Raw genomic sequence first — 26,010 nt, 5'->3', positions numbered from 1 at the left:
CGGGGCATGTCGACCCGGTGTTGTTACCAGCTCCATCCCACTGAGAATTTCGCTGTACGGGACGGACCGGCCAGATCACGACGCGGATCGCCAAAGTTCGGATTGGCTTCGGTGGGACTACCCGGATAGAGATCGAAGTTGCGCCAGTTGTGGGTATCGAACAGATTCAGCACATCGAAGCGGATACGGAACTCGGAGCCGTCCATCAGGTAATCTGTTGGAATATGCTTGCTCAGCGCCAGGTCGAACTGTTTGAATCCACCTTCATCTGGGTCCACTCGATCAAAGAAGCATTGATCATTACCATTCAGGCAGTTCACAAACTGATGCGAGGCCGGAGACGCCCAGGTCAGCTTGCCGGACATCAGAATATCCCAGGGCAGATCCAGGGTTCCGGTGGCGACTACGCGGTGATCGGAGACACCGACAGAATCACGCCAGCCATAGTCGGAAACTTTCGGGTAATCCAGAGTGTAGTGTCCGCTGTAAAGCCAGTTTTCCTTCGCATCACTGAAGGTGTAAGCGACATTGACCCCCCAGTTATCCAGGTGCGGACGCTCGATTTTTACGTAAACCGAATCGGTCTTGGTTTCCATATCGTTGCTGGACAGGATGACATTACCGTACCCCTCCGGAGAGAAGCCCCACGGAGCCCCCCAGGTGGATCCTGATGCGAAGAACTCGCCATTTTCACGACGGTTGCCCAACAGCCAGTTGAACCCGTCTTTGCCTTCAACTCGTGACAACGTCACTTCGGTGTTCCAGTCGCCCCAAGTGCTTCGAACCCCCAGGCTGAACTGATCGGAATAGGGCATTTTCATATCGTTGTTCAGAAGGTTGATTTCCTGACCAGCCCCCGAAACGCTGGTGCGCAGTTCATCAAGTCCGCCCGGTGTCAGGTATTTCGGATCCCAATCTACGCAATTGTCACCGGAGCAGGGGTGATCCGGGTCACCTTCGAAGTTGATGGTAGTACTTACGAAGGTACCTTTCGTCTGCTCAATCTGTAGGTAATCGAACTGATTTCTGTCGTAGGATCGGCCATAGCCACCAAACAGGACATGCTGTGCATCGGCATCCAGGTCATAGGAAAAGCCGAGACGCGGTGCCCAGGCACCGGTGAAGTAATCACGCTCCGAGCCGGTACTGATCCAGTTCTCGATGTCATAGTCCGTATTCTGAATGTTATCCCAGTTACGCAGAGCGTCGGCTACTTCCGGCGGGGTCACGAAGTTCTTGTAGGAAGGGGTTTCCTCGTAATCCCAGCGAACACCCAGATTCAACACCAGACGATCTGTGACATACCAGTCGTCCTGAATGTACAGGCCAAGCTGCATATTGTCGGATTCAATTGCTCCTTTATTATCTTTCCCCTCAACACCAACACCCCATTCAACTTTGTAGGGCTGAACCAGATCAAAGCTGCCTTCGCCGTTAAACTCGACGTTATAGAAGAACTGCGGGTTATAGGGAATCTGCTGCTGTGATCTTAGCGTTACGTCCTTGTATTTGATACCGGTTTTTATGACATGTTCGCCATACCAGTCAATTTCGGTGAACGTGATGTCGTCCTGCAGCGACCACCCCTCCTGCCCTTTGTTTTGATAATTGGGGCTGGAGCCGAACGCCAGCACACGCCCCCCGGAGCCATTTTCCAGAATGGTGCCGTAACCCGAGGTCAGCGGACGTGGATTCCAGAAGGAATCTTCGTAGGTGAAACGCAACTCGTTTTCCCAACCATCACCCGAATAGGTGTGTTTGATGTTCACACGAGTATCTTCCTGATCACGGCTGGAGCCGTGGGAGACCGTATTGGCGCCACCAAAACCGCCCACTTCGTCTTCCTGGCGGAACTTGATGGACGCTTCCAATGATTGATCTTCATTAATCGACCAATCCAATTTACCAAAAAACAGATCTTCATTGAAAAGCGAGACTTTGCGACCGGTCATGGCTTCGTACTCAGCAGGCAGGTCCGCCGCTATGTTGCCCGCCATCACGTCCCGAGGGTCTTCATTACTTTTTTTCTCATAAGCGAGGAAGTAATGGAGCTTGTCTTTGATGATTGGACCGGAGAGCGTCAGACCATACTGTTCCTGGGAGGAAGCCGCCTTTTCACCGGCATCTTGCTCCAGGGGGGTAGAGGAGCGTAGATCTTCGTTGGTGAAATCGTAAAATACATCACCCTTGAATTCATTGGTGCCCGAGCGGGTGACAGCAGTAATTGCGGTACTACCGACGTGCTCAAACTCGGCCTTGTAGTTTTGGGTAATAACCTTGTATTCCCCCACGGCTGATTGCGGGAAGGGGTTGCCGCGGCTGGAGTCCTGACCGGTCACGCCACCTTTCAGCACGTAGTCTTTCTGACTGACGCCATCCAGGAACACGTTGACGCCGCGCTGGTGTTGCGCGCCACCACGGATGCTGGAGCTGCCATCCGCACCTTGCTGGAACTGCACGCCGGGAGCCAACTCGGCAAAGGAAAGGAAGTTTCGATTCACCTGCGGCAGACGTGCCATCAGCTCCGGTGTAATACTGGTACCTACGCTGCCACCCTCAAACCCCTGAACACGCTGGGCGGTCACAATGACCTCTTCGAGAGAGTCGGCAGCCTGCTGTCGGGTCACGCCAAAATCAAGCGAAGCACTTTGACCTACCCTCAATGTAATTTCTTCGCCTTGCCCGGGCGCCTGGCCTTCCAAGCGTACCCGGTATTCTCCCGGCTTTAGCCCGACGAATGTATAACTGCCATCCTGGTTAGTAAACGCCGTGTAGGTGTATCCCCTATCAACGTCGGTAGCAATGACTTTCAGTCCGGCTCGAACCGTTTCGCCACTGGCGATCTTACCTCGCAAACTGGCGCTGTCGATCTGGGCCAGGGCGGGAAGGGCAGACATTCCCACCGAGGCAACCGCCAGAGACAAAGCGCTCCGCTTCAACCACTTTGAGTATTTATTCATGTTGGCTCTCCTGATTTGTTGAGACGTTCAGTTTCGTCGTTTAGATTTATTGTTCATGCATGGCAAAAACCCATGCACTTATCTACAGCGCAGAAATCGTTTTCGTATCAGCGCTTTTGCGCCAAAAAGAAATCGATTTCATCTCACTCCCTAAGAATGAGTGTCGCAACACTCATGTTCGTGTAACGCAAACTTCCAGAAACCCTGACAGCAACCGCCATACCGCCCCGCCGCTGCTCCGCTGGGGGCGACCGCTAGTCCAGCAACCGCTCCCCGGCCTGCCAGTGACCTCGACGCATGGGGACTCTCATGGCGTCATCCTCCTCCAGGCGATCAAACAGGCGTGCGCTCATAGAGCGGACCACATCGCTGTACGCAGGCACATCTATCAGATTATGCTGTTCCTTCGGATCGGATTTCAGGTCATAAAGCTCAGCGGTATCCCAAACCCCATGATAGTAGATGTACTTGAAGCGATCGTTGCGTATCGCGAATGTTGTGGGCGTGTGGGGGAATGCATGTTCCCAGTAGTACTCGTAAAGGAACTCTCGATCCTCGGCTTCATCATTCCCCCGAAGCAACGAGAGCACCGATCTTCCGTCCATCGGGATACTGGTACCGGCGCCAGCAAGTTCCAGAATGGTTGGCGCAATATCAATATTCCTGACCTGGCTTTGCAACACTGATCCGGGTGATATATCGCCTGGAGCCCACGCCAGCATCGGCACCCGAATCGATTCCTCATAGGCGTTTCGCTTGTCAATCAAGCCATGCTCCCCCAACAGGAAGCCATTGTCACCCATGTAAATAACCAGAGTATCTTCCTCCAGGTCATTGGTTTTCAGGAAGTTCATTACTTGATCAACGCTTTCATCCACTGCCATCAGTGTTTCAACGTAACGGCGATAGAACTGATCAAAGTCCATCGCGCCATGATAGGCAAAGTCCACACCGTGCCAGCTATTTCGCTGCTGCTTCACCCAATCAGGCTTCCCGTCATAATTGCTTTCGGTTTTGGCCATTGATTCAGGGTACGGAATGTCCACATCACCATAGCCCCCCTCATGCCGGCTCGCCGGCTTGAACTCAGCATGCACGGCCTTATGAGACAGGTAGACGAAAAAGGGAGCTTCCTTATCTTTCTGTTGCCGCATCCAATCTAACGCATGGTTGGTCAACAGGTCGGTAATATAACCATCCTGCTGAACATGTTCGCCATTAATATTGAGGTGGGGGTCTTGATACACGCCCTGCCCTTCGAAGCTGACCCAATGGTCAAACCCGGGCTGCGGCTCGTCGTTTTCTTCCCCCATATGCCATTTGCCAATAAAAGCGGTGCTGTATCCCGCTCGCCGAAGGTCTTCGGCGAAAAATTGGGTGCCTTCCGGAATCGGACTGGTGTTATCGACGATGCCATGGTTGTGGGCGTACCGGCCCGTCAGGATGGATGCCCGGCTGGGGGAGCACAAGGACGTTGTGACGAAGGCATTACGCACGTGCATTCCTTCCGACGCCATGCGATCGAGCGCTGGAGTGGACAGAAAATCCGGAGCCTCATCCATAAAGCCCATGAAATCATAGCGGTGATCGTCACTCAAAATGAACACAACGTTCCTTTGCGCCTCCACTGGGGGCGACACCGCCACGAAAAACAGGAGGAACAACGCGAGGGGACCGAAATTGCCGTACCAATGGGTATTATTATTCAATTTGCAAAACCTCTTTGGGTCATTACGTATGTCATTACGTATTAAGGGTGCAGACATGGCACCTGATCGATTGGGGTCCGAGCAAGCCATCCGAACCAAAATGAAATCGATGTCATTATGTTACCAATTGATTTCCGGGCCGTCAATCTTGCCCCGGGGATTTTTATATCCCTGGTTTCCCTATAAATTTCAATGGGTTATCGCCAAAAAAGGCGTACTGCCCCAGTTTTTGCTGATAATTACATCAAAATACCGACTGGAATTGTCATCCAAAGGCTTTTCTGGGATCATAATGCGCTAACCGGGACATGAAATCGATATCATCGGTCACGGCAGTCATTCCGATGCATACCCAGAGGCATTCTATGTCGAGGAGAAATGCGGTGTCGAACATCAAGATCAAAGATATTGCAAAAGCGGCTGGAGTTTGCGAGGCCACAGTATCCAGAACGTTACGGAACCCGGATATCGTCTCCGAAAAAACCCGCAAGAAAGTTCTGGCCGTTGTAGAACAGATGGATTACACCCCGAACAGCCTCGGCGCCAGTCTTCGGCAAGGAAGCTCCCGCAACATACTCGTAATGTTGCCGGACATCACCAACCCGTACTTCTCTCCTATCGTGAGAGCCATTGAACAAGAGGCCATTGCCAAGCGCTACTCTGTACTTCTCGGCGACACACTGGACGACCCCAAGCTGGAACATGCCTTCGCCAACATGGTTCGCAGCCGGCAGGCGGATGGCGTCATCATCAACTCTCAGAGAATTCCGTTTGATTATCTTCGGCGCCCCGAAAAGGCCTCTCGGCTGCCCCCGATTGTCAGCGCCTCCGAAATTGTGGATGAAGAAGAAATTCCACGCGTGGTTGTCGATAACGTAGAGGTTGGACGTACCGCCACCCGCCATCTATTGGAGTTGGGCCACAGGCGGATCGGACTGATCGCTGGCCCGGCGGATTTGAGAACCACAAAGGATCGAATGCTCGGTTTTCACGAAGAGATGCAGAAAGCCGGCCTGAAGGTTGATCCACAAGCCATTTTTTACGGCGACTACTCAACGGAGTCCGGCATCGAAGGGGTTCAAAAACTGATGCTGCGTCCTGATCGACCGACAGCCCTTTTTTGCCTCGGTGACCTTGTGGCATTGGGCGCTCTGCACATTCTGAGAGAGCTTGGCTTCCGGGTACCTGATGACATTTCGGTCATAGGCGTTGACGGCATTTCCATGGGCCGCTATTCAGCGCCGCCCTTAACCACGGTGGCCCAACCGATGGAACAGATTGGCAAAACCTGCATGGCGACGATGATAGATTTGATTGAGGGAAGGGCTCCTGCAAATAAACTGATTCTGCTCCCCCATGAGCTGATCATTCGGAAAACGACCGGCCCCGCACCAGCTTAGGCAGTATCAGTATGCCTGGGCGCAGACCGATTCAACCCCACTACACTGAACCAAGCGACTGCCATCCCCAACAGTGAGGCGGCAGCTGCCAGGGAATAGGTGCCTTTCGGACTCCAGTCCCACAACACGCCACTCGACCAGGCTCCCAGCGCCGCTCCACCGCCGATACAAAAGGAACAGTATAAGGCTTGCCCCTGACCCTGATAGCGGTCGCCGAAATGCTTTCGGATCAGCTGTACCACGGCAACATGGGCGGCAGTGAAGGTGAAAGAGTGCATTAGCTGTGATACCCCAACCCACCAAATTGAATCCGATAGAAATCCCACCATCAACCACCGTACCGTGGCGATAGCCAGGCTTGCGATCAGCAAGGTTCTCAAACTGAACCATTCCGAAAGCCAGTGCATCGCCATAAACATGCATACCTCGGACGCGACCGCCAAAGACCAAAGCAAACCGATCGAGCTTCGTTGATACCCCAAACCATCCAGGTAAACACTGAAAAAAGTGTAGTACGGCCCATGGCTGAGTTGTAGCAGAAAGACAGCCAAAAATAGCCCCCAGACAGTACTTCTACGCAGGATTTTCCAGATGTTCCCATCAGACAGGTGTGTTTTCAGCACGGTATTCGACGGGGCCGGTGCGATCAGCACGCTCCCCCAGGTCATCATAAGAAACAAAGCGACTACCCATGGCACCCATTTCACTTCGACGATATCAAGCAACGCACCAAGCACACTGACCGAGACGACAAAGCCAATTGAGCCCCACATACGAATATATCCGTAGAGGTTGGAGCGGTCACTCAAGTGCGTCAGCGTTATAACCTCGAACTGAGAGTTGAGCCCTTGCCAACAGAAACTACACAAAGCGATGATGATAAGAACAGGTACGAAGTCGCTGAAGGCAAACACCCCCAGAAAGACAAAGAAAGCCGCAAAATTCCCCCAACGGATGATGCGCATCCTCTGCCCTGTTCTGTCAGACAGCCCTCCCCACACATTTGGAGCCAGGATATTGGTCGCCATCAATACCGCGCCCACGGTACCTATCTGGCTCGCGGTGAATTCCAGGTCCTTCAGATATAGCCCCCAGTAGGGAAGTATTGCGCCTAAAACAGCACAGTTAAAGAAGTAAAAGCTCGATAGCCGCCAATATGGTACGGATTTAATGGGATGAAACATTCAATTTGTCGACTCGTTTGTTATTAGAAAAGAAGAGACTGGAACTCGTTAGCGTCATCCCGACACGCCTGGATCGCTGATCGATAATAACGTACCCGACAATTGATTGCATCTCGCCTGGAAGACATATAGGACGGGGGCCTGTATCGAGCAAGATTCGCATGCAAGCACCATGATTCCATAGACTTGCACCGAGCAATAGAAAAGGTACGGATCAGAGAGTCGGTGCGATTGACGTATTGCCTCGCTTGCCGGTTCGGCATAGTCTGTCCGTTGCCATCCGTAACCCAAGAGTCTGCCATGTCTGAGCGTGCCTCCGAAACCTCCGCCGATCCCATCACGATAGTAGGCGGTGGCCCCAAGAAGGTGCTGTATACGCTGCGCACCCTGAGCCGGATCGGGCTGCTCAACTCCACCAAGGCACTCAAATCCCGCAACACCTGCAAGGCCTGCGGCCTGGGCATGGGTGGGCAGCGCGGGGGCATGACCAATGAGCTGGACGAGTTCCCCTCGGTGTGCAACAAGAGCATTCAGGCCCAGTCCACGGATATTCAGCCACCGATTCCCGACGAATTGTTCGAGCACACGCTGGATGATTTCAAGGAGCTGTCGGCCCATGAGCTGGAACATCTGGGGCGGTTGAATACGCCACTGTACAAGCCCGCCGGCAGCAACCGATACCAGCCCATCGGCTGGGATCAGGCCCTGGCGCTGGCCGCCGAGCGGTTCGCGGCCACCAAGCCCGCACGCAGCTTTTTCTACTCCTCCGGCCGCTCCTCCAACGAAGCGGGCTTTGTGTTGCAGCTGTTGGCCCGGCTGTACGGCACCAACAACGTCAACAACTGCTCCTATTACTGCCACCAGGCCACCGGCGTGGGCCTGGGCAATGTGATTGGTACCGGCACTGCCACCATCAGCCTGGAAGACCTGGGTGGGGCGGACCTGATTTTTGTGATTGGTGCCAACCCGGCCTCCAATCACCCACGCTTTGTGCACCAGTTACAACACTGCCGCGAGCGCGGCGGCCAGGTGATTGTGATCAATCCGGCCAAAGAGCCGGGATTGGTACGCTTTGCCGTGCCCAAAAGCGCCCGGTCCATGTTAAGTGGCGGCACCTGGATTGCCTCGCGCTATGTGCAGCCGAACATTGGCTCGGACCTGGCGCTATTGAAAGCCGTGGGCAAAGCCCTGCTCGAACAGCACGCGCTGGATACCACTTTTATTGAAGCCCACACCGAGGGCTTCGAAGCCTATCGTGCCGATCTGGAACAAACGGACTGGGCGTCACTGACGTCCGCCTGTGGCCTCAGTCAAACCGAGATCGAAGCCCTGGCCGCCGACTACGCCCAGGCCGAGCACGCGGTGTTTGCCTGGGGCATGGGTATCACCCATCACCGCAACGGCGTGGACAATGTCGAGGCCATCGCCAATCTGGCACTGCTGCGCGGCATGCTGGGCAAACCGTCGGCGGGACTGCTGCCCTTGCGGGGCCACAGCAATGTCCAGGGTATCGGCACCATCGGCGTAAAGCCGGTGCTGTCCGAGGATGTGCTGGCGGCGCTGGAATCGCATTTCGACCTTGAACTGCCCCGCACTCAGGGGCTGGACACCCTCGCCTGCCTGCGCGCGGCCGATGCCGGGGACATGGACGCGGCCCTGCTGATGGGCGGCAACCTCTATGCGGCCACGCCGGATGCCAACTTCGCTCGACGGGCGTTGGACCGGGTGGGTTTCAAGCTGTATCTGACCACCACCCTGAACCAGGGACACGTACATGGCGTGGAGCACAGCGAAGCACTGATTCTGCCAGTGACCGCCCGGGACGAAGAACCCCAGAGCACCACCCAGGAATCCATGTTCAACTATGTGCGCCTAAGCGATGGCGGCATTCGCCGGCTGGCCAATGTCCGCTCGGAAGTGGCCATCCTGGCGGAACTGGGTAAGCGCTTACTGCCCGCCGGGCCTTTTGATTTCGGGGCGCTTAGGGAGCACGACCGGGTGCGCTCAGCCATAGCGGCGACGGTGCCCGGCATGGAGGCGCTGGCCGACATCGGCACCAGCCATCGGGAATTCACCATTGGCGGTCGCCTGCTGACATCGCCGACCTTCAACACCCCCAACGGCAAGGCCCGTTTTCAGGTGCACTCTCTGCCGGTCGCACGCCGGCCGGATTACCCCTTTATCCTGGCCAGTATCCGCAGCGAGGGGCAGTTCAACTCCATCATCTACGAAGAGTCGGACAGCTACCGGGGCACCGAGCACCGCTGGTGTGTGCTGGTCGGACCGGAAGACCGGGAACACCTGAACCTGAAAGCCGGCGACAAAGCCACTTTGCGTTCGGCTCACGGGGTGATGGAAAACCTGACGGTCTGCCCGTTCAACCTGCCCGCCGGCTCCCTGCTCGCTTACTACCCGGAGGCGAACATTCTGATCGGCACCGAGCAGGATCCTCGCAGCCAGACCCCGGCGTTCAAGTCGGTACCGGTGCGACTGGTACCGGCCGGATAGCCCTTCATCAACGGGTTGACCTGCATCAAATTTCAGTTCAAAACCCACCCATCCACCTGACCCCAAGCTCTGGAAAGGCTAATCACTGATGGAGAATCATCGGTCGGTTGGCTATCATCTGGCACAATTTCCCACGCAATGATTATGGACTTTCCCATGCGCACCCACCTGGCCTACGGGCTTAACGCCTTGATGAGGGCTATTGGCTTCAAATCCATCAACGCCCAATTTGGCCTGTCGTTTCTGGTCATCATCACTCTGGCGTTGGTGGCGGCCATTCTCCAGTACCTCGCCGAAGGCTTCGGCCCGGTGACGGTGCTCATTCTATTGATCATCGCAGTGGCACTGGTGACCCATCAGTTGGGACTGATCTGGCTGATCCAGCAGATCACCCTGCTGCGCCATCACCTGAACAGAATGAGCACTGGTGACTTTACGGCCCCCATCTGCGAAGCCGCCAGTGACAACGAGGTCGGTCAGATGTTCGCGGCCTACAACACCGTGATTCAGCAGGTGGGCGACCTGACCCGGGGGATTCAGCAGCTCTCGGGGACCATTGTCACCCAGATGGAAACCCTCGAGCAGGCCGCCGCGCACACCGAACAAAGCAGCCAGAGCCAGAGCCGAGAGTTGGACCAGGCCGCCTCGGCGATGAACGAGATGTCCGCCAGTGTCGGGGAAGTGGCCAGCCATGCCAGCGACGCCGCCGCCCAGGCCGATGACGCCAACCGGGAAGTCGGACGCACCCACGGGGTGGTACGCGAAACGCACCGCACCTTCGACGAACTCAATACGACGATGAGCGATACGGTCGGCATCATGCAGGAGTTGGACCGCAACAGTCAGGAAATAGGCAAGGTACTGACTGTCATTACCGGCATTGCCGAACAGACCAACCTGTTGGCGCTGAACGCCGCTATTGAAGCCGCCCGGGCCGGCGAACAGGGCCGCGGCTTTGCCGTGGTCGCCGACGAGGTGCGCACGCTTGCCCGACGCACCCAGGAGTCGACGGCTGATATCCAGGAGATCATTGAACGTCTGCAGGCTCAGTCCGCTCGAGCGGTGACCTCCATGGCCTCCAGCACAGAGAAGGCCCACGCCAGCTCTGAGCGAATCAGCGAGGCGAACCGGGCCCTGGAAAATGTGGTTGCGGCCATTGACCAGATTCAGGAAATGAGCACGCTCATCGCCACCGCCGCCCAGGAGCAGTCCCAAGTGGCGCAGGAAATCGATCAGAACATCACCAACATCTCCCGGGTCGCGGACGAGAGTACCCGCACCAGCGGCGAGCTGCGTAACTCCGCCCGGCACCTGCAGAAAGACACCCAGAGCCTGGGACAGCAGTTGGCGGCGCTTAAAGTCTAGTGGCCGAGGCGCCCGTCGTTTCTCGATGGGCGCCAAGCTGGCATAATGACCGCCAACGAGCACAACCCATATGGTACCCCTTATGCCTTCCCTACAGGATCAACTGCTGAAAGCCGGTTTGGTGGACGACAAGAAAGCCAAGCAGGTAAAAAAAGAGCAGCGCAAACAGAAAAAACAGGCCCGCCATACCGGTGAGGACCCCCACGCGGAAATCCGCCAGTCGGCTCAGGCGGCCCGTGAAGAAAAGGCCGAGCGGGACCGGGCCCTGAATCGCGAGCGGCAGGCCGCCGCCGAGAAAAAAGCCATTGAGGCGCAGATCCGCCAGTTGATCCAGACCCACAAGCAGGCCAAGCGCGGCAGCGGCGAAGGGGAAGTGGAGTACAACTTTACCGACGGCACCAAGATCAAAAAGCTGCTGGTCAGCCCTCGGGTGCAACAGCAGATCATCCGCGGCCAACTCATTGTGGTCCGCGCCGGGGAGAACTACGAACTGATTCCGAAAGTGGTATCGGACAAGATCGCCGAGCGCGACCCGAACTATATTGTGGTCGCCAACCAGAAAACCCAGGAAGCGGTCGACGAGGACGATCCCTACAAGGATTACGTCATCCCCGACGACCTGATGTGGTAACGGCGGATCAGCGTTCGCTATAACACGAACCAGCCCACCGCGACGGCACACACCAAGACCACAACACCAGCCAGCACATAGGGCATGGCGCCCGAATCATTGGCCCGTACCTGGGGCTGGGGCGCGTGGCTGGGAATGGGACGGTCGGCCTGAGCGCGCAATTCGCGGAAGGTGGTCAGCAGATCTTCAATGGTTTTCTGGTCAAACTGGTAGGGGTCAAACCGGTCATAGCCGGCCCGCGCCAGCAGCCCTTTGACCGTGGCATTGGTGGGAATGTATTTCATGGACCAGTCGGTGAACTGCCGCTGGGTAATATTGCGCTGCAGCACAATTTTGAAGTCCTTGTGGCGGTCATCCCCTTTCAGCTTGTTGAGCATCTTATCCACCACATCGCGCTCGCCCTCCAGACACTGGAAGAAGCAACCTTCCCCGTAATAGAGCACGCCGCCGAGGCCCAGGCGGGGGTTATTGGTGCGTGACTGTTGCAGGATGCGCGCGACATGCGGCTCCACGCCACCCGAGGCGGGCATGGCTTTGAAAGTGGCCCGGCTGATATATACCACCTGGACAAGATCGGTCATGGGGGAACACTCCATTTGTGCGTTATTGAGAGTCTTTTTATATACGCACGGGAGTCCGGCCTGGATGGCCGGTCAACCCTAAAAGGCGGAAATAAGTGCCATCCCTGGCGCTTCATCCATCAGGACGGGTGCTTCTGCTGTTTGCGATCGTACTCATCCGCCACCCGTTCCAGCTCGCGCTTCACATCATTGGGTGAGCCGGTATGGCGGGCGAGCAGACTGTAGGCCGTGGGCACGATAAACAGAGTGAACAGGGTGGCCGCCAGGACTCCGGAGATCACCACCACCCCGATCACCGCCCGGGTTTCCGAGCCGGCCCCGGAAGACATTACCAGGGGCACCGCACCCACTGCCGTGGTGATGCCGGTCATCAGAATGGGCCGCAGGCGGGCCAGCGAGGCCTGCTCCAACGCCTGGTCGAAGGCGATACCCCGGTCCCGCAGCTGGTTGGCAAACTCCACAATCAGAATGCCGTTTTTGGCCGCCAGCCCCACCAGCATGACCAGGCCGATCTGGGAGTAAAGGTTGAGCGAATTACCGGTAAGGTATAACCCCAACAGCCCCCCGAGCATGGCCAGTGGCACGGTCAGCATGATCACGAAGGGATGGATGTAGCTTTCGAATTGTGCGGCCAACACCAGGAAAGTGATCAGAATACCGATCAGGAAAATGAAGGCCACCGAGCCGCCAGCCAGTTTGTAATCGCGGGACTGCCCCTTGTAATCAATCACGGCGCTCTCCGGAAGGTGCTCGGCCACCAGCCCCTCCATATAGGTCAGTGCGTCTCCCAGGGTGAGTCCGTCGGTCAGGTTGGCCTCTATGGTGATGGCGCGTATCCGGTTATAGCGTCGCAAGGTGGCGGCGTCGGCAAATTCCCGCAGCTCGACCAGGCTGGCCAGCGGCACCAGTTCACCGCTGCGTTCGGAGCGCACGAAGATGTTCTCCAGGCTGTCCAGGGTACGCTGCTCGCTGCGCTCACCTTCAAGCATCACTTCGTATTCTTCACCGTCCTCAATAAAAGTGGTGACCCGACGCGAGCCCATCATGGTCTCCAGGGTGCGGCCGACGTTGGCCACACTGACGCCGAGGTCGGCGGCGCGGTCCTGGTCGACAATCACCTCCACCTGAGGCCGGGTTTCCTTGTAATCCCAGTCGATCGCCGTCAGTCCCGGATTATCCGCTTCGATTTTTTCCAGCAGGATATCCCGCCACTCGGCCAGTTCCTCATAAGAGCCACCGCCGATGACAAACTGCAGCGGTTTCTGGGTGGAGGAACCAAAGCCCTGGCGCATGACCGGAAAGGCCGTCACGCCCGGCAAGTCGGCCAGATCCGCACGCACATCGTCCATGATGTCAAAACCGCTGCGCCGCTCGGACCAGTCGGTCAGGGTCGCAATCACAATGCCACTGTTAAACCGCTCCAGTGCCCCCCAGGCCCGGGGGGCACGGACCAGCAGACGGGCCATCTCCCCCTGGTCGACGTATTTCATCAGGCGTTTTTCGATCTCGTCCATGTACTCCACCATGTAGGAGTAACTCGCCCCTTCCGGACCGTCGACGATGACAAAGAAGGCACCCCGGTCTTCCCGCGGCGCATATTCCTGTGGCAACTGTTGCGATACCCACCAGGTGCCCACCAGCAAGCCGACAAACACCACCGCCACGATACGCGCGTGGCGCAGGCACTGGTGCAGGGCCCTGCCGTAGTAGTGACGCAGACAGACAATGCCCTGATCGAGCCTGGTCACCAACCAGGAGGTGTTTTCTTTTTTCTTGATCAGTTTGGAGGCGAGCATGGCCGACAGCGTCAGCGCGACCAGCGAGGAGAAACCCACCGCCGCCGCCATGGTGAGGGCAAACTCGGAAAACAGCCGCCCCACATCGCCGGTCAGAAAGGCGATGGGCACAAACACCGAGATCAGTACCAGGGTGGTGGTGACCACCGCAAAACCCACTTCCCGCGTGCCGCGATAGGCGGCGAGCAGCGGCGGTTTCCCTTTTTCCTCAATGTGGCGAACGATGTTCTCCAGCACCACAATGGCATCGTCCACCACCAGACCAATGGCCAATACCAGCGCCAGCAACGTCAGCAGATTGATCGAGAAGCCGAGCACGGCCAACACGGTGAAGGTGGCGATCACCGATACCGGTACGGTCACCGCCGGGATCAACATGGCCCGGGCGCTGCCCAGGAACAGATAAATCACCAGAATGACCATGGCAATGGCAAACGCCAGGGTGTAATACACCTCCTTGATCGCCTGACCGACAAACACCGAGCTGTCGAAACTCTGTTCCAGGCGCATACCTTCCGGCAGGGTTTCATTGAGCCGCTCGACTTCCTCGCGCGCGGCCCGCGCCACATCCACCGTGTTGGCGGTGGACTGTTTGACAATGCCGATGCCCACCATCGGGATGCCGTTACCGCGAAAAATATTGCGGTCTTCCTCGGTGCCTTTTTCCACCCGGGCAATATCACTCAGGCGCACCAGGTAACCATCGCTGCCCTCGGCCAGCACCAGTTGGCCGAAGTCCTCGGCTTCCCGATAGAGCCGGGCCATGCGCACCGTGAAGTGCCGCTGATCCGATTCGATACTGCCCGCGGGCAACTCGACGTTCTCTTCGCGCAGGCGATTTTCCACATCGGCGACGGTCAGACCACGGGCCGCCATTTCCTGACGGTCCAGCCAGATGCGCATGGCATAACGCTGCTGCCCACCGATTCGTATCTGCGCCACCCCATCAATGACCGAGAAGCGGTCTCGCAAATAACGCTCGGCGTAATCGGACAGCTCCGGCACCGAACGGCCCTCGCCCGCCAGATTGAACCAGACGATCACATCCTCGTCGGAGCTGACTTTCTGCACCTCGGGCGGATCCGCTTCGGTGGGAAGGTTATTCAGGGCGCGGGAAATCCGGTCGCGGACATCGTTGGCGGCGGCATCAATATCCCGGCCCACATCAAAGCGGATGGTGATATCCGAGCGGCCATTCTCACTGGAGGACTCGATATATTCCATGCCCTCGACACCCGCCACCCGGTCTTCCAGCAGCCGGGTCACTCGGGTCTCGACCACCGCCGCCGCAGCGCCGGGGTAGTTGGTGCGTATGGACACCACCGGCGGATCGATATCCGGGTATTCACGTAACGTCAGTCGATCGTAGGCCAGCAGGCCCAGGGCAATCAGAATCAGGGAGATGACCGAGGCGAACACCGGCCGTTTGATGGAGACATCGGACAACAACATGGTGTGTCTCCTCGGTTATCGGGACTGATTGAGCAGTTCGGGCAAAGGGTCGCTGCCCGCATCCTCCGCGGTGATAACCACCGGCTGATCGGGGCGCACTTTCTGCAGGCCGTGCGTCACCACCTTTTCTCCGGCGGACAGCCCCTCCAGAATTTCCACCCAGCCTACAAACCGTTCGCCAATCTCGACGGTTCGCTGTTCGGCCACCGGCTCGCTGTCCGGGCTGTTGATGACAAACACATAGTGAATCCCCCCCTCGGACATCACCGCCGCCTCCGACACCATGATCGCCTCGCGCTCGCGGGTAAGCAGCTCCACCGTCATCAACAGCCCGGGCTTGAGCAATCCGTCATCGTTGGGCAGAAGCGCCCGCACCGTAAAGGACCGGGTGACCGGATCCACCTGGTTATCAATGCTCGACACCCGGCCTTCGAACAGCTGGTTGCCCAGCGCCCGGCTGCGCGCGCGAATTTCCAGACCCGGTTCCACCGCTTGCAGGTGTACCGCCGGCAAGGTGAAGTCCAGCTTCATCTGATGATCGTCCACCAGCGTGGTGATCAGATCACCCGGGGTGACCAGGGCGCCGACGCTGATATTGCGCAGCCCCACCACGCCATCAAAAGGCGCGCGCAGCCGCAGGTCTTCCAGCCGCGCTTGCAGCGCGTTGTACCGCGCCTGGGCCGAGTGGTACTCCCGCTGCCGCTCGTCCAGCATGGATTGCGATGCCGCCCCCTGCTCCACCAATGAGCGCACCCGGCGCCACTGTCGCTCGGCGTCTTCGGCGTTGGTGCGCGCTTCCTCGAGCAGGGCAATTTCCTCGGCACTGGTCATTTCCACCAGCACCCGGCCTTTCTCTACCCGCTCACCGTCTTCAAAGTTCAGGCGGGTAACGGTTTTGGTGACATTGGAGGTCAACCGGATGGACTCATTGCCCCGCAGCGTCCCCAGCGCCTCAATGCGATTACGAATCGGCTCCTGAACCACCGTCTGGACAATGACACCCGGATCACCGGATTGGCTGTGCGCCAGGCCGGCCCAGAAAAGAGACAGAATCAACAGGGGCAGCGCGAGGGGTTTGTTCATTGCGTCAAATGCTCGTCGGGATCTTGGGGTAAGCCGCCGATTTTACGCCCAGTCACCCCATGCCAGACGACTCCGGTTGATGCTTTAACACTAATTTACACGCGCCCGCAGGACCGAGTTGGATGCGGGACACCAGTTTCTCAACGTAAAACGCGGCTGGACACAAATCTTATTGTAAATGAGAAACTATCTCGTTATCATGCATTTTATTCAACATCCCCACGTTTATTGACTCTCCGGAGCTGACACCGATGCGCAACCCGTTGCCCTCCCGCAAGTTTGTACCGATCAAATCGCTCGCCCTGCTGATTTCGACCAGCGCCCTGTGTTCAACGTCGCTGGCGCAGACCGGGTCTTCCGAGCGCATTGAAGAGATGGTGGTCACCGCCGATGGCTCCCAGGTACTGCTGCCGGAGGCCTATGCCGGTGGTCAGGTGGCGCGAGGTGGCCGGGTGGGCGTGTTCGGCAACCTGGACATGATGGATGCGCCGTTTACCAGTACCAACTACACCGCCGAGCTGATGCTGGACCAGCAGACCAGCAGCGTGGCGGACGTGCTCCAGAACGACCCCGTGGTCCGGGTGGCCAAAGGCTTTGGCAACTTCCAGGAGCTGTATGTGATTCGCGGCTTTCCCGTGTTCTCCGACGATATGACCTATAACGGCCTGTACGGCATTCTGCCCCGGCAGTACGTCGCCTCGGAGTTGCTGGAGCGGGTGGAAGTCTTTCGCGGTGCCAACACCTTCCTGAGCGGCGCGGCACCCGGCGGCAGCGGCATCGGCGGCTCGGTGAATCTGGTGCCCAAGCGGGCACCGGATGACGGCGTGCGCCGGGTAACGCTCGGACTTGAGGGACAGAGCCAGGGCTACGCCGCGCTGGATATCGGCGAACGTTTCGGAACTGAGCAGGAAACCGGGGTGCGCGCCAACCTGGTTCGCCGGGACGGCGAGACCGCCGTGGAGAACCAGGAGCGGGAACTGAGCCTGGCCGCCGTCGGTACCGATTACCGGGGCGAGCGTCTGCGTCTGTCCGCCGACCTGGGGTTTCAGGATCACCGTATTGATGCGCCCCGCCCCAGTGTGACCCCCACCGGTGAGTTGCCGGCGGCACCGGACTCGGACCACAATTTTGCCCAGCCCTGGACCTACACCGACGAACAACAGCTGTTCGGTGTGGTGCGGGCCGAGTATGACCTGACCGACCACATCACCGGCTGGGCCGCCGCCGGACTGCGCGAAGGAGAGGAAGACAACATTCTGGCCAACCCCAACAGCGATGCTGAGGGGAACATGACGGCTTCACGTTTCGATAACATTCGTGAAGACAGTATTCGCTCCGCGGACCTTGGACTGCAGGGCGAATTTCAAACTGGAGCGGTGAATCATCGTGCGGTCATTTCGGCGTCGGACTATTCCTCTGAATCACGCAATGCCTTCTCTTTCTATGATGGGTTTTCAGATAACCTCTACGCCTCTGAAACTGCAACACCGCCGACCAACATAACGTTCCCAGGCGGCGATTTGAACAACCCGTTAGTAACCGAGAGGGTGGACAACCAGAGTGTCGCGTTGGCGGATATGCTGGGCTTCTGGGATGACAGTCTGCTGGTGACTCTGGGCGCCCGCTATCAGGACATTCACACCCGAAGCTACGATTACAACAGCGGCAATCTGACCTCGGAGTACGACGAAGGTCGCTTATCACCGGTCGCCGGCGTGGTCTACCAGCCCAGCGATCAGGTGTCTGTTTACGGCAACTATATCGAAGGGCTGATGCCCGGCGATGTGGCTCCGGCCACCAGTGGCGGTGAGCCGGTCGACAATGCCGGCGAAGTCTTCGAGCCCTATCAGGCCGAACAGGTCGAAGTGGGGCTCAAATACGACGCCGACACCTACGGCGGCAGCGTCAGCCTGTTTGATACCGCGCTGCCCAGCGGCTATGTGGAGAACAACCGGTTTTCCGTCAACGGCGAGCAGCGCAATCGGGGGCTGGAGTTGAGCGCTTTCGGTCAGCCGCTGGACACAGTGCGTGTGCTCGGCGGCCTGACCTTCCTGGACAGCGAGCAGACCCAAACCCAGGGCGGCCTTTACGACGGCAAGCAGGCGGTAGGGGTACCCGAGTTCCAGTTGAACCTGAACCTGGAGTGGGACCTGACCGCCCTGCCCGGTCTGACGCTGGATACCCGGGTCATTCACACCGATGACCAGTACGCCAATGCCGATAACACCGTGAGCGCCCCCGCCTGGACCCGCTGGGACCTGGGCGCCCGCTATCAGACCCAGTGGGACGGACGGGGCCTGACCCTGCGAGCCCGACTGAACAATCTGTCGGATGAAAACTACTGGGCCTCCGTCGGCGGCTTCCCGGGCTCGAACTACCTGGTGTTGTCCGAGCCGCGCAACCTGGTTCTGTCCGCCTCGATCGAGTTTTAAGTCATGAGCTGGATACTGGGAACCCTGGCCACCGCCACCGGCTTTGCCGGTGTACTGAGTCTCTACCGCAGCTGGCGCTTGCCCCTGCCCAAGCCGACGCACTGGCGCCGCCTGGGCTGGATACTGCTGGTGCTGTCGCTGATTGCCTGGCTCTGGGCCCAGCCGGCGGAGTTTGCCGTGTGCTTCGCGCTGACCGTCCCGGCCCTGCTCGCCTGGCTCTGGATCGGCTGGGCCAGCCCGGATCGGCAGCCCGCGCGGGACACCAAACTGGAACAGCGGACTCTGAATTGGCCCCGGCTCAGGGTACTGGGCGAGCAATTGCTCAAACTGGTGATCAGTGTACCTCTGGCGGGCCTCGCCAGTGCCCTGTTCAGCTTTGCGGTCACCGATCTGCTGCCCTGGGAGGCGGTCAACCGCCTGGTGACCGGGGTGCTGATGATGCCGGTTTTCTGGGGCCTGGCCAGCTACTGGGTGCTGGCCGACACCCGACTCTGGCGCCCGACGCTGGTCCTGATCACAACCGGCGCGCTTAGCGCCGGCTACCTGTTTCTCCTATAACGACACTCTCCTATGGCCTTCAGACTTTCTCCCCAACTGGTAAAAAACTCCCTGGCCAGCCACAGCTGGATGGGCATCGCCATCGGCGCGCTGATGTATTGGGTGTGCCTGTCCGGCACTCTGGCGGTGCTCTATCCGGAGTTCGAGCGCTGGGAGACGCCGACCGTATCGGAGTACACCGAGGTAAACCCCGAAGCCATCCAGAGCGCCTACCAGCGTTTCATGGAGGGCCAGGAGCCCACCGAGCACGCCTACGTCCTGCTGCCCCGCCCCGGTATGCCCCGCACGGTATTGATGTCCGACCACAGCGCGCGGGTGCTCAATGCCGACGGCAGCCTGGGGGCGCCCGCCGCACACCCCTGGACTCACATACTGACCGACCTGCATCTGTACCTGCACTTGCCGAGCAGTTGGGGCATGGTGCTGGTTAGCACACTGGGCGCCATGCTGCTGGCCCTGATTGTTTCCGGTGTCTTGGCCCACCCACGATTGTTCAAGGATGCCTTTCACTTCCGACGCAAGGGCAACGCGCGCCTGGAACAGACCGACCTGCACAACCGACTGAGCGTCTGGGGGCTGCCCTTTTACATCATGATTGCCGTGACCGGCGCCTTTTACGGTCTCGCCGCCATGCTCAGTTGGGTGGCGGCCGAAGCCTTTTACGACGGTGATACCGATGCGGTGGTTGAAACCGTGTACGGCGGCCACCCGGACAACCTGCCCGAGCGCGAGGGCCCGCTGGGCATTGCTCGCGCCCTGCAGGACAGCGTAGAGCGCGCCCCGGATGGAACCCGTCCCATCTACGTCACCGTTGAGCACCCGGATACCGACGAGGAACATTTGTTGGTGGGCACTCACTATCCGGATCGGCTTATCTATGCCGAGCAGTTTTACTACGACGGCGCGGGCAACTTCCTGAACAAGGTGGGTTTCAGCGACGGTGAACCCGGGCGGCAGGCGATATTCTCGGTCTATCGCATCCACTTTGGGCACTTTGGCGGCCTGGGCGTGAAACTGCTCTGGGTGGCGCTCGGCCTGGCGCTGACCGTGGTATCAGTCAGTGGCATCAATATCTGGTTGGCGAAACGCAAACACCGGGATGCCCTGAACAACCTCTGGACCGGCATTGTCTGGGGCACGCCCCTAGCGTTTGTCGTCAGCGCCATTACCCAGGTGCTGCTCCAATGGCCTTCCAAATGGATTTTCTGGGGCGTGATCCTGGCCACCATGATCCTCGCGCAATGGCGCGACCGGCATCCCCCCACCAAGCGCTGGCTGCTGGGGCTGACCAGTGCCGGCCTGGTGCTGCTGGCGCTGGGCCACGCCCTGCGCTTCGGCGCCGATGCCTTCGCCGGTGCGGCGCCAGGCATCAACGCCGGCCTGCTGCTCGCCGCCCTGGCACTGGGCCTGATGGCCTGGCGGCAACCTACCCACTAAACATCACCATCTTACCGGGCCGCCAATCCTCAGGGTTGCGGCCCAGTCGCTTGTGACGCCACCTCAGGCTTTGGTATAAGATGCCCTACAACGCCGGAACCCAACCCGCCAACACGTGGTCTCACCGGCACCAAACGGACACTTACCCTTTGCTAGAGGACACTTCCATGAAAAAATTATCCCTGTTGATCCTGATGGCCAGCCTGGCCAGCGCCTGTACCTGGGTGAAAGTGGATGAGAAAGCCGAAGACATCGTCGTCGGCAAAGAGGCCAACGTGCGCGGCTGCGAGAAACTCAGCGACACCAACGTCAGCGTCGCCGACAGCATCGGACCAATCAGCCGCAGCGAAGAGAAAGTGGCGATCGAGCTGCTGAACATGGGCAAGAACGAAGCCATTCGCCTGGGTGGCGACACCATCGTACCCCAAGGCGAGCCTGAAGATGGCCGCCAGACATTCTCTATCTATCGCTGCCAGTAAGAACTATCCTGGCGCGTCTCATCAACAAGGTGGGCGCGCCGGATCAGCGCCTGAGCCAAAGGAATAACGACTGCCAAGTCTGCCCCTTCAACAGCGGTTAGGGTTAACCAGTAAATTTGGGTATCACTCCGCAACAGAAAATATACCTGACGCCGGAACCCCTCTTTGTGTCGAAACCGATAGCCTCGATATCTGACTTCCTGGCCACCATCCGTAGTAAAACCACCCCGGGCGATCACCGACAGGTTGTCTGAGGGATCTATGTAGCGGAGCTCCGTCTCCAACTTGGTCCAGAGGACATTACTTCGCTCCCAGCGTTTCACTCTGACGGCACCCAGGAAATAGGCAGGCTCACCATCAATCTCACCAATCAGAATCGGAAATTCGTCAGCGTCATTCCTGTAATATTCGTGTACCGCAAGGGATTCCGGCAACATAATGGATAGCCCTGCCGCCAGCCCCGTTTCGCTGACTTCCTTACAGTGTATGGTCGAACTGACCAGGATGAGAGCAAGAGCACCCATTACCACTGGCCGCCGAAGCCAGCTTAGGGTCCCGTTGACCATTAGCGTAGGTGCACGAAACCCCATGGCGATATGAACAACAACCGATTTTATTCTGTGCCGAGAGAAATCCACGTTATTATGAATCACCGTTGTTTTAGTGCCTGACATGCTCGCCCGGCACACACTGCGGATTTGTTATACGCTATATTGGCGTTTTACCCTTTTTTGGCACTTTTCGCAATCAAATTGAAAAAGGTATGGAGGAAAAGAATTCTCCGTTCGTCCTACTCGATAACGGGGCCTGTCCCGTTAGGGAGATGTTGAATTGAATAAGAACTTTGTCGCCCTGCTTTCACCCATGTTGTTCTGGGTTCCTTCGGCTCAGGCCGAAAGCCCTGCGCTGGGCGCTGCCAGTCACTTCAACATTCCCAAACAAAGAGCGGACGTCGCGCTGACCGAGTTTGCCCGGCAATCCAACATGACGGTGATCGTACCCTACGACCAGGTCGTCGGCATCGAAACCCCAGAATTGAAAGGTCGCTACCCTTTAGTGGACGCAGCCATTCATCTCCTTGAAGGAACCGGCCTGAAGCTCTCGTTCAGCAACAACGGCCAGCTCTTTATTCGAACCGAAGACGACGTTAAGGGGAATCATTCCATGCTACAAAAAAATAAACTATCCAGTGCAGTCGTTCTGGCCATGTCCTCGCTTGCTGGCGCCCAAGCCATTGCGCAGGACTCCGCTGGAGGAGCACTAGAGGAAGTGCTGGTCACCGGTGTCCGCGCTTCACTTGAGCGGGCAATGGACGTAAAGCGGGACTCTTCCGGTGTGGTTGATGCCATTTCCGCCGAAGATATGGGTAAATTTCCGGACAGCAACTTGGCGGAATCCCTGCAGAGAATCACTGGCGTCTCAATAGACCGACAGAACGGTGAAGGTGCCAGAGTAACTGTTCGGGGTTTCGGCGCAAGCTTCAATATGGTTACACTGAATGGCCGCCAAATGCCTGCAGCCGATGCGTATGGCACCACACAAGGAACAACACGCGCATTTAATTTCGCCAACCTGGCCTCCGAAAGCGTTAGCGCTATTGAAGTGTACAAAACCGGGAAAGCCAACTTGACAACGGGCGGAATCGGCGCGACGATCGACATTAAAACCGCCCGCCCCTTAGATAACCCTGGGCTGAGTGCAAGCTTGGGTGGAAAATTAGTACACGATACAACGAATCGCATTGGTGACGATGCCACACCGGAGCTCTCAGGCCTAGTAAGTTGGACAGACAGTTCTGATACCTTTGGTGCAGCCGTGTCTGGAAGCTTCCAAAAACGCCACAGCGGTGCGATGACAGCAAATGTCGCCGATTGGCGGATTTTCGAGTGGATCCCTCAAGGGAATCCAGGGGCCATGGAGCTAACACCTGGGTCAGAGCTTGTTAATGAGCCCGCCCCAGGCCAACTATATGGGCTACCGAATAACCTAGCCTACCAATTTTCTGACAGGAAGCGGGAGAGGATAAATGCACAGATAACCCTTCAATATCAACCCTCAAATGATATTTCCTTCACAACCGATTATACATTTGCCGAGAATAAACTTCGAGACTGGCAAGGGAGTCAGTCCGTTTGGTTTACAAGAATATCGAATGGTGTCGAATTTGACACTGACCAGCCAGTTGCGACGCCTGTCTTTATATCCGAAGACATTGTAAACACCAAACCTGCCCCCTCAACACAAATGTATAATGATCAAACAAATACCCTCAAGTCGTTCGGTTTCAACACAAACTGGCAAGCAACCGACTCCCTTGAGCTAACGCTTGACGCTCATGACTCTACGATGGAAAGTTTACCTTCTGGCCCGGAGGGCTTAGGTCGAGTTCAATTTCTCTTCGGCGCACCAGTAGTATCGTCACACAGTGCAATGTACAACAGCACTCTCCCGACATTTCAATTTGAAATAGATGACTCTCTAGGTAACAACAACGGGGTCTTAGACAAATCCGACATGGGTTCTCAGATTTCTGAAGTGTTCTATAGCTCTCAAGTAACGGACACAACTCAAATCAAGCTAGATGGTTCACTTGAGTTTGACAACGGGGAATTCAACATTGGCATTGAATCTGGTTCAAACGTTATGGGTCAAAAGTGGTCACAAAACTATATGGTCCTTGGAGACTTCGGTGTTGCAAATCCTGGCGAACTACCCGAAGATCTTTTTAGCCCCTATTGTATATCATGTCAGTTTGAAGATTTTGATACATCTAACGCGAGCAATTCAGGTTGGCGCGGTGATGCCTTAGCGCTATCCCAATGGGGTGCCAAGCACTATGGACATGACTTTGGCATAAACCCGAGTTTCAGTGATAACCATGAGGTTGATGAGCAGACCGATGCCTTTTACTTTCAGTTTTCGCTACAAGAAGACCTGGGAGAAATGCCATATAATATTCTGGCTGGCGTGAGGTATGAATCTACTGACGTTAAGTCGACGTCCTTTATGTTATTACCTTCACAAATTCGATGGACAGATAACAATGATTTTCGCGTAGACAGAGAATCGTCAATTACGCCTTTTTCAAAATCAACCTCATACGAGCACTTACTACCGAGCTTTGACTTCGACATTGAGATAGTAAACAATCTCATCGCACGCTTTTCTTACAGCAAAACGATAGCCCGTCCAAATTACGACGCACTACGGTCAGCGGTTAATATTGGAAACCCTTCAGGCCCCACTTTAACTGGAATCCAAGCGACAGCCTCTGCCTCTAATCCAGAACTGGTTCCACTTGAGTCAGATAATTTGGACTTATCTGCCGAATGGTATTTTGATGACTCTAGTTATGTATCATTGGGTTTCTACGAGAAGAGGGTTACCAATTTCATAGGTAATGAGCAAATCAGTCAACCCCACTTTGGCCTACGGGATGCTACCGCCGGACCCAGAGCTCAACGAGCTGCCGAGGAACTAGCCGCAAGAGATGATCATGATGGCTTTATCAACGAAACCGAACTATTTGTAATGACAGCGGTTTTAGATAATCCACAGGACTTTCCAAACGGGGCTGACGATTACGACCCATCAGGTGAGTTTGCGGCCCAAATCGCAACCGAATACGATATCGTTCCAAATGAAAGTGATCCAGAATACGAGTTCTTGACTTCAATTCCCGTGAACAATAAGGAAGCGAAAATTTATGGTTTTGAATGGGCTGTTCAGCACTTCTTCGGAGATTCTGGTTTCGGAATTCAAGCCAACTACACAATGGTTAAAGGTGACATTGGCTTCGATGACACCGGTTCAACCAGCGCATCGCAGTTCGCTCTTGTTGGGCTAAGCGATACCGCTAACCTTGCACTGATGTATGAAAATTACGGATTGTCCGCACGCCTTACTTACAACTGGCGCGACGAGTTCCTCTCAAACACAAACAGAGGGAGCTACAGAAGTCCAGAATATACAGAGGAGTATTCGCAAGTGGACCTGAATGTAAGTTACGATCTAACAGACAATTTATCACTCTCTTTTGAAGGGTTAAACTTAACTGAAGAAAATATCAGGATGCATGGCCGGTCAGTCCGCCAAATGTGGTTTCTTGAAGAGCTAGGCGCTCGCTACCAGCTCGGAGCTAGATACACGTTTTAAGCCAGTCCCCTTTATTAGAGACGCTTTTTATGGTCGCCTTCGGGCGGCCTTTTTTATGGATCTAGTTTCTTGGTCAGCATTCATTGATCGGCGCCAGCCAATTCCCTTTCGAATTTTCAGATAAAGAGTATGGAAGATTTTTCAAATAGTAGGACTTACTTTCAAAAAACTAGAGCAGCTAAGATTACACCGAAGATATAAGAATGAGAACCCAGGGGAAATTCAGTCAGAAACGATGAAAGCTAGCTCGAGGCTTTCGAAAAATCCAGCTTACGAAAAT

The 26,010-nt window shown here is 56.7% G+C and carries 16 protein-coding genes; 9 read left to right on the top strand and 7 right to left on the bottom strand.

Annotation, left to right across the window (positions count from 1 at the left end):
• Window positions 1–23: 23 nt before the first annotated feature.
• Together OOT55_RS15260 and OOT55_RS15255 are read right to left on the bottom strand one after the other, a co-directional pair.
• Window positions 24–2,960: a TonB-dependent receptor gene (locus OOT55_RS15260; protein ID WP_265366702.1), complete on the bottom strand. Its 2,937-nt coding sequence runs from the start codon at window positions 2,958–2,960 to the stop codon at window positions 24–26.
• A gap of 254 nt (window positions 2,961–3,214) precedes the next feature.
• Window positions 3,215–4,669, bottom strand: a complete 1,455-nt coding sequence (locus tag OOT55_RS15255; protein WP_265366701.1) for a sulfatase — start codon at window positions 4,667–4,669, stop codon at window positions 3,215–3,217.
• Window positions 4,670–5,052: 383 nt separating this feature from the next.
• On the opposite strand from OOT55_RS15255, the gene OOT55_RS15250 reads away from it, so the two are divergent.
• Entirely contained in the window at window positions 5,053–6,069 is a 1,017-nt protein-coding gene (locus tag OOT55_RS15250) for a LacI family DNA-binding transcriptional regulator (RefSeq protein ID WP_265366700.1), read from the top strand.
• Here the strand turns inward: OOT55_RS15250 and OOT55_RS15245 are convergent.
• Window positions 6,066–7,253 carry an MFS transporter gene (locus OOT55_RS15245; protein WP_265366699.1) on the bottom strand — a complete coding sequence of 396 codons (1,188 nt, stop codon included), beginning with the start codon at window positions 7,251–7,253 and terminating at the stop codon, window positions 6,066–6,068. The two genes, OOT55_RS15250 and OOT55_RS15245, sit on opposite strands and share 4 nt — an antisense overlap.
• A 300-nt stretch (window positions 7,254–7,553) precedes the next feature.
• Here OOT55_RS15245 and OOT55_RS15240 point away from each other — a divergent pair, with 300 nt between their 5' ends.
• The 3 genes from OOT55_RS15240 to OOT55_RS15230 all read left to right on the top strand — a co-directional run bounded on the left by OOT55_RS15240 (window position 7,554) and on the right by OOT55_RS15230 (window position 11,757).
• On the top strand, window positions 7,554–9,761 hold the full coding sequence (locus OOT55_RS15240; protein WP_265366698.1) for an FdhF/YdeP family oxidoreductase: 2,208 nt from the start codon (window positions 7,554–7,556) through the stop codon (window positions 9,759–9,761).
• A 156-nt stretch (window positions 9,762–9,917) separates the two neighbouring features.
• The gene (locus OOT55_RS15235; RefSeq protein ID WP_265366697.1) at window positions 9,918–11,126 is read left to right on the top strand and encodes a methyl-accepting chemotaxis protein; all 1,209 of its coding nucleotides are present in this window, start codon (window positions 9,918–9,920) and stop codon (window positions 11,124–11,126) included.
• A gap of 82 nt (window positions 11,127–11,208) precedes the next feature.
• Window positions 11,209–11,757, top strand: a complete 549-nt coding sequence (locus OOT55_RS15230; RefSeq protein WP_265366696.1) for a DUF2058 domain-containing protein — start codon at window positions 11,209–11,211, stop codon at window positions 11,755–11,757.
• Window positions 11,758–11,774: 17 nt separating this feature from the next.
• On the opposite strand, the gene OOT55_RS15225 is transcribed toward OOT55_RS15230, so the two are convergent.
• From OOT55_RS15225 to OOT55_RS15215, 3 genes are all read right to left on the bottom strand, one after another.
• Window positions 11,775–12,338, bottom strand: coding sequence for a BLUF domain-containing protein (locus OOT55_RS15225; RefSeq protein ID WP_265366695.1), 564 nt, complete (start codon window positions 12,336–12,338; stop codon window positions 11,775–11,777).
• 119 nt (window positions 12,339–12,457) lie between these two features.
• On the bottom strand, window positions 12,458–15,586 hold the full coding sequence (locus OOT55_RS15220; RefSeq protein WP_265366694.1) for an efflux RND transporter permease subunit: 3,129 nt from the start codon (window positions 15,584–15,586) through the stop codon (window positions 12,458–12,460).
• Between the two features lie 15 nt (window positions 15,587–15,601).
• Window positions 15,602–16,669: an efflux RND transporter periplasmic adaptor subunit gene (locus tag OOT55_RS15215; protein WP_265366693.1), complete on the bottom strand. Its 1,068-nt coding sequence runs from the start codon at window positions 16,667–16,669 to the stop codon at window positions 15,602–15,604.
• Between the two features lie 251 nt (window positions 16,670–16,920).
• Between OOT55_RS15215 and OOT55_RS15210 the strand changes: the two genes are divergently transcribed.
• The 4 genes from OOT55_RS15210 to OOT55_RS15195 all read left to right on the top strand — a co-directional run bounded on the left by OOT55_RS15210 (window position 16,921) and on the right by OOT55_RS15195 (window position 21,575).
• Window positions 16,921–19,101, top strand: coding sequence for a TonB-dependent receptor (locus tag OOT55_RS15210; protein WP_265366692.1), 2,181 nt, complete (start codon window positions 16,921–16,923; stop codon window positions 19,099–19,101).
• Window positions 19,102–19,104: 3 nt separating this feature from the next.
• A complete protein-coding gene (locus OOT55_RS15205) occupies window positions 19,105–19,659 on the top strand; it encodes a hypothetical protein (RefSeq protein WP_265366691.1) in 555 nt (184 codons plus the stop codon).
• 12 nt (window positions 19,660–19,671) lie between these two features.
• A complete protein-coding gene (locus OOT55_RS15200) occupies window positions 19,672–21,096 on the top strand; it encodes a PepSY-associated TM helix domain-containing protein (protein WP_265366690.1) in 1,425 nt (474 codons plus the stop codon).
• Window positions 21,097–21,263: 167 nt separating this feature from the next.
• Window positions 21,264–21,575, top strand: a complete 312-nt coding sequence (locus OOT55_RS15195; protein ID WP_265366689.1) for a DUF4156 domain-containing protein — start codon at window positions 21,264–21,266, stop codon at window positions 21,573–21,575.
• Here OOT55_RS15195 and OOT55_RS15190 read toward each other — a convergent pair.
• The gene (locus OOT55_RS15190; RefSeq protein ID WP_265366688.1) at window positions 21,560–22,249 is read right to left on the bottom strand and encodes a hypothetical protein; all 690 of its coding nucleotides are present in this window, start codon (window positions 22,247–22,249) and stop codon (window positions 21,560–21,562) included. The two genes, OOT55_RS15195 and OOT55_RS15190, sit on opposite strands and share 16 nt — an antisense overlap.
• A 157-nt stretch (window positions 22,250–22,406) precedes the next feature.
• Here OOT55_RS15190 and OOT55_RS15185 point away from each other — a divergent pair, with 157 nt between their 5' ends.
• Complete coding sequence (locus tag OOT55_RS15185; protein WP_265366687.1) at window positions 22,407–25,730, top strand: TonB-dependent receptor; 3,324 nt, start codon at window positions 22,407–22,409, stop codon at window positions 25,728–25,730.
• Window positions 25,731–26,010 lie beyond the last annotated feature (280 nt).

This window comes from Marinimicrobium sp. C6131, from assembly GCF_026153455.1.
Lineage (GTDB): Bacteria > Pseudomonadota > Gammaproteobacteria > Pseudomonadales > Cellvibrionaceae > Marinimicrobium.
The sequence above is the reverse complement of the archived record's forward strand: the minus strand, read 5'-3'. Positions and strand labels throughout refer to the sequence as shown.

Coding starts and splice junctions, on each gene's coding strand:
- OOT55_RS15220 (WP_265366694.1), bottom strand. CDS start 15,586: ATGTTGTTGTCCGATGTCTCCATCAAACGGCCGGTGTTCGCCTCGGTC.
- OOT55_RS15245 (WP_265366699.1), bottom strand. CDS start 7,253: ATGTTTCATCCCATTAAATCCGTACCATATTGGCGGCTATCGAGCTTT.
- OOT55_RS15230 (WP_265366696.1), top strand. CDS start 11,209: ATGCCTTCCCTACAGGATCAACTGCTGAAAGCCGGTTTGGTGGACGAC.
- OOT55_RS15210 (WP_265366692.1), top strand. CDS start 16,921: ATGCGCAACCCGTTGCCCTCCCGCAAGTTTGTACCGATCAAATCGCTC.
- OOT55_RS15235 (WP_265366697.1), top strand. CDS start 9,918: ATGCGCACCCACCTGGCCTACGGGCTTAACGCCTTGATGAGGGCTATT.
- OOT55_RS15225 (WP_265366695.1), bottom strand. CDS start 12,338: ATGACCGATCTTGTCCAGGTGGTATATATCAGCCGGGCCACTTTCAAA.
- OOT55_RS15200 (WP_265366690.1), top strand. CDS start 19,672: ATGGCCTTCAGACTTTCTCCCCAACTGGTAAAAAACTCCCTGGCCAGC.
- OOT55_RS15260 (WP_265366702.1), bottom strand. CDS start 2,960: ATGAATAAATACTCAAAGTGGTTGAAGCGGAGCGCTTTGTCTCTGGCG.
- OOT55_RS15190 (WP_265366688.1), bottom strand. CDS start 22,249: ATGTCAGGCACTAAAACAACGGTGATTCATAATAACGTGGATTTCTCT.
- OOT55_RS15205 (WP_265366691.1), top strand. CDS start 19,105: ATGAGCTGGATACTGGGAACCCTGGCCACCGCCACCGGCTTTGCCGGT.
- OOT55_RS15195 (WP_265366689.1), top strand. CDS start 21,264: ATGAAAAAATTATCCCTGTTGATCCTGATGGCCAGCCTGGCCAGCGCC.
- OOT55_RS15240 (WP_265366698.1), top strand. CDS start 7,554: ATGTCTGAGCGTGCCTCCGAAACCTCCGCCGATCCCATCACGATAGTA.
- OOT55_RS15215 (WP_265366693.1), bottom strand. CDS start 16,669: ATGAACAAACCCCTCGCGCTGCCCCTGTTGATTCTGTCTCTTTTCTGG.